Below are 4,641 nucleotides of genomic sequence, written 5' to 3'. Positions count from 1 at the left end.
TTTCATGGTCTATAACTTACACTATCACTTTCCTTTTATGGCAATTGAATGTATGGGGTGGCGGTGATGTAAAACTGTTCTCATCCATCTCATCAGTTATACCCTTTGGTGTAAACACTCCATTTTTTAACATTTCTCCTGTACTGTCATTTTATCCATTTTCATTAACAGTGATGGTAAACAGCATTCTGGTATCATTTCCATTTCTGATATGCATGCTGGTTTATCTGATAAACAAGAATGGGGTATTTGATGAAAACGTTGAAGTGTTCAAGGGATTTTTCAATTACAAAAGCCTAAAAATTCTAATTGATTCAAGTTTCAACAAACACATCAATGTCGCTGATTTGAAGGAGGGGATGATGGTAAATGATTTCCTATTTGACGATGAAAGGATTAAGGAATTGATTGAATCTAATAAAGATACTAATCTGAAGGTCTTTAAAAGCAATGATTCGGTTTCCAAGTACTATTTTAAGACAGTGACCGCCGGAGGCATCACGGCCAAAGACATGTATCTTTTAAAGATAATGAACGCTCAAAGAATAATATCAAATAAGATTTCCGTAAAGATGGGATTTCCCTTTGTCCCGTCAGTTCTTCTGGGACTGATAATAGCCATATTTTACGGCGATCTCTCGATGATAATTATAAACAACATAATTTTCGTGATATAAATGATTGATGATGATAGAGGACAGATTTCACTGGAATACTTACTGATATTTGCAATTTCACTGATTCTTCTAATAGCGTTCACTCTCCCATTAGCCGAAATCGCTATTGAAAAAACGATGGATATATCAAACACGCTGAATGCGAAAGGTGAGCTTTCAAAACTCTCCGGTGCAATAAGTCAGGTTTATGGAGAAGGCCAGGGAGCAAGACAGACTGTTTTTCTGGATGTGAATAGGCCGACCTATGTTAAGATAACGAATTCATACATTTCCGCTTCCTTAAAACTAAGTGACGGAAAGTCAAAAACCTTAATTTTGAATCATAATTCAAATCTTGCATCTGGCGGACTCAATCTTGACAAAGGTGAGAACAAAATTATAGTGGAATGGCCGATTGGTGAAGAAAAAATGATAATCTATAAGAAATATTAATCAAAACTTATTTAATAGTAATAATTTATATAATAAATTATATTTAGTTAAATGAGGGATTTAATGGATATTATTATTACTATTATTTATATCGTCTTATTTTTAATAATGATGATATTTGTTTTTTCCATAGGTATGTTAAGACCATTCATGCCTAAAAAGGAAATCGCACTAGTTTTGGTTGTTGCTTTTTTTATAGGTGCTTTGGGAGGAGCCTTTTTCCTAAGTCCGATTTATTCGGATATACCCGAAATCGCCAGCTCGTTTGAAAAGGCAATGCCAGGAAATGAGGAAACGCTATACCTTGATGTTTCATCTTCAACGGATATCAATAAGCTTGAAAGTGATTTGTCTCAAATCGAAGGTTTTAAATCTTTTGAGGAAACAGGAATCACGATACCTCTGTGGAAATTCTCGGACAGGGAATATGAATACTTCAATTATGCTGTAGGTAATGTTGACTCTCACTTTACAAATTACACTGTCAACAAAACTGACGGAACAATTTATATAGCTCTTGATAACTATTCTTCATCCGAAGCCTTAAAATCATTCGCTGACTGGTACAAGTTAGTCTTCGGCGGACCTATTTCCTATGCGCAGGTACACGCAAAAGTCGTCATTTCCTCATCTGCACTTGATCAGGTTGAAGAGTATCTTCTTTCAAAAGGAATTGTAGCTTCATCAATTGACGGATCTGTCCAATCCAGTCTGGACAACACCAATGCATCAATGATTTCAAACACTGAATTTGTTCTAGTATGCGGAGGTATCGGTGTTGTAGTCGGTATATTAGGTCTTTTCTTCGACTCTTTCGTTGTCGGAAAAAGAAGATTTGACAGATTTATGCGCACTAAAAAGAAAAGATAATTATGAAGGTCGCAGTATTATTTTCCGGCGGAAAAGACAGCACAATGGCTGTTTACAATGCTTTAGAAAATGGTGAAGATGTGGAATATCTTCTTTCGATGAAGTCAGCCAATGACGAGTCATATATGTTTCATGTTCCAAACATTCACCTCACTGATTTGCTTGCAGAAGCGATGAATATTCCAATCATCAGTGTTGAAACTGATGGAATTAAAGAGGTGGAACTTGAAGATTTGAAAAGAGGTTTTCTGGAACTGAAAAGTTTAGGCGTTGAAGCTATCTACACTGGTGCACTTTACTCAGTTTATCAAAAGTCAAGGATTGAAAAGCTGGGCGACGAATGTGGTCTTAAGGTGATTTCTCCATATTGGCATGTAAATGAGCTTGACTATATGAGAGAAATAGTATCCCTTGGATTTAAGGTCATAATCAGTGGAGTAGCGGCTTATGGACTTGATGAAAAATGGCTTGGCCGCATAATCGATGATGAATGCATAGATGATCTGGTTAAGCTTAATGATAAAGTTGGTCTCAACATAGCTTTTGAAGGAGGTGAAGCCGAAACCCTTGTTTTAGACGGACCTATTTTCACTAAAAGAGTGAAAATATTGCAGGATAAAAAGCAATGGCATGTAGACAGCGGTCTGTATATTATTGAAAAAGCGGTTTTAGAAGAAAAATAATTAGATATTATATTCTTCTAAAAATTCATTTATTTCTTTTAGGTAAGTGTCCAGGTCACTTTCGTTAATAATCAGTTTATTGGAAAGGGAAATAACATCGCCGATTCCAAAGTCAAGTTCCCTTTGGTCTCTTGATACGAATGTCTCATAATCTGTTGTATCGTCTTCCCTTTGTCTTGATTTTATTCTTTCAAATCTTATATCTGGATTTGCGAAAATTGAGAGTACGATAAAGTCATCGAAGTTTTCCTTAAATATATTAACTTCAAAAGGACTTCTTATGCCCTCAACGATAATGGATGAGTCAAAGCCCTCTTCCAGGATTTTTTTAATTTTTTCAACGGTCAGCTCTGCAACAATATTTTCTCCAAATTCTTTTCTTAAATTCTGTGCAGTTTCTTTAGTTGACTCGCCACGCTTTTTAGCTTCTTCTCGTATGATGTCTCCCATACTAACAATCATAGCACCTTTTTTGGTAGCTATTTCAGAAACAAAACTCTTTCCGGATCCAGGCATGCCGGATATTCCCATTACTCTCATTTTACATCCTCTTTAATTTTAAATGAATCCAACGATTCTTTCAGATTAATTTCATTGTCAAATTCTTCAATCATCTCTTTTAAAAAGTCTCTGTCCTGTGATTTTAAATCCTCAGCTATCTTTGTCATGAATGGTATTGCACGGACAACATTATCCACAATGGAAACATCAGACATTTTTGATGTTCTTGATAGAGGATTTAAATCTATTGTAATTATATTTTTTCCGCTTCTGGATAATATTTCAGCCCTGTCGCCGTCTTCAAGAGGCACTAATATTGTATCTGCACTGTATATTCCGCTTTTGCTTGCAGAAGCTCTAGGGTTTTTGATTTCATTGATATACATTATTTCATCGTCATTGCTTCCGAGTATTTCGGGATAGCCGTGATCCCTGTACAGTTTTGCGATTTTGTCAACTCTTTCATCAGTCCTGTAAAATAAGTTGATTTCAATTTTTGCATCTACAGCATTTGCAAATTCTATAACTTCATCTATGGCCAGTGCAGTGGTATTTCCATTAACTGAAATTACCGGATTTTTTGATAAAATCATCAATGCCACAGTAACATACATGGCTCTTTTTGCAGGCAATGTGGTTTTTTCGCCAAGCAAATAGTCAAATGCCTCTCCTCTGCCGTGAGCAATCATGGCTGAGTCTGCAAGAATGCCTTCTTTGGATGCTTTAACAATTTTATCTCTCAATACTAATGATTCATAACGTGGATGAGCTTTTGATAACATAGATTTCCTCTTTATTTTAACTCAATGTTCATTTGTGCCAGATAACCGAGCAATGTGGTTATTATTAAAATTATAATTACCATATAAGCAATATGGAGTGGGTAATTCAAAACCAATGCATTTTGGTTATTGGGAATAATGAAAAACAGCATGTCGCATATTATGTCTATTATGATAAATAGGATTCCTACTTTTATTCCTTCAATTACTTCGTTTTCATTGAAATTTCTTATGTAAAGTATTCCAAAAAATCCTGCGACAATGATAATGCTTATCGGAACTATTATGTTCATATATATAATATTTTCAATCATTACTGGCTGAAAGATATTGGAAATGATATATGTTAAAAGCCATATTAAAATTCCGTAGATTATTCCTAATTTCAGTTTCATACAATTACCCAATAATATCTTTGTAAAAAAATTAATATAAATTTTTCTTAAATTAGATTTGCTTTATTAATAAAAAAAGTAGTGTTTTATGGGATATTAGGTAAGTAATGGGCATTACCTACCTAATCACTTGTTTGACAAGCTTTTTTTAGAGAAATGAATTTTAAAGTTTGGCTGTTTTAATCTACATCTCTAGCTACTTTCGTAGCCAATTAATTATTATGTACCTTTTAATATATATACTTACTTATATTTTATAAAAATTCAAGTATACTTTATTGAAAATTTTTATATTCAACAT

General features: G+C 34.1%; 7 protein-coding genes. 4 read left to right on the top strand and 3 right to left on the bottom strand.

The window, feature by feature from the left end; translation table 11 throughout:
* The 4 genes from IJQ68_RS04665 to IJQ68_RS04650 all read left to right on the top strand — a co-directional run.
* Positions 1 to 677 (top strand): prepilin peptidase (locus tag IJQ68_RS04665; RefSeq protein WP_292797582.1); only part of this gene is annotated, 677 nt, incomplete at its 5' end.
* A complete protein-coding gene (locus IJQ68_RS04660; protein WP_292797580.1) occupies positions 678 to 1,109 on the top strand; it encodes a class III signal peptide-containing protein in 432 nt (143 codons plus the stop codon).
* Positions 1,110 to 1,172: 63 nt separating this feature from the next.
* Entirely contained in the window at positions 1,173 to 1,979 is an 807-nt protein-coding gene (locus IJQ68_RS04655; protein WP_292797578.1) for a hypothetical protein, read from the top strand.
* A 2-nt stretch (positions 1,980 to 1,981) separates the two neighbouring features.
* Positions 1,982 to 2,662 carry a TIGR00289 family protein gene (locus IJQ68_RS04650; protein ID WP_292797575.1) on the top strand — a complete coding sequence of 227 codons (681 nt, stop codon included), beginning with the start codon at positions 1,982 to 1,984 and terminating at the stop codon, positions 2,660 to 2,662.
* Here IJQ68_RS04650 and IJQ68_RS04645 read toward each other — a convergent pair whose 3' ends face one another.
* Genes IJQ68_RS04645 through IJQ68_RS04635 form a run of 3 tightly spaced genes read right to left on the bottom strand, consistent with a single transcriptional unit; the run spans position 2,663 to position 4,340 of the window.
* Positions 2,663 to 3,202, bottom strand: coding sequence for an AAA family ATPase (locus IJQ68_RS04645; RefSeq protein WP_292797572.1), 540 nt, complete (start codon positions 3,200 to 3,202; stop codon positions 2,663 to 2,665). It abuts the gene before it with no gap.
* Positions 3,199 to 3,945, bottom strand: a complete 747-nt coding sequence (locus IJQ68_RS04640; protein ID WP_292797571.1) for a phosphopantothenate/pantothenate synthetase — start codon at positions 3,943 to 3,945, stop codon at positions 3,199 to 3,201. The genes IJQ68_RS04645 and IJQ68_RS04640 overlap by 4 nt, the downstream gene beginning before the upstream one ends.
* Positions 3,946 to 3,956: 11 nt before the next feature.
* Positions 3,957 to 4,340: a hypothetical protein gene (locus IJQ68_RS04635; protein ID WP_292797570.1), complete on the bottom strand. Its 384-nt coding sequence runs from the start codon at positions 4,338 to 4,340 to the stop codon at positions 3,957 to 3,959.
* Positions 4,341 to 4,641: the final 301 nt, after the last annotated feature.

Source organism: Methanobrevibacter sp. (genome assembly GCF_017447225.1).
GTDB lineage: Archaea > Methanobacteriota > Methanobacteria > Methanobacteriales > Methanobacteriaceae > Methanocatella.
Note: the sequence above shows the minus strand (reverse complement) of the source record. Positions and strands in the feature narration are given on the sequence as shown.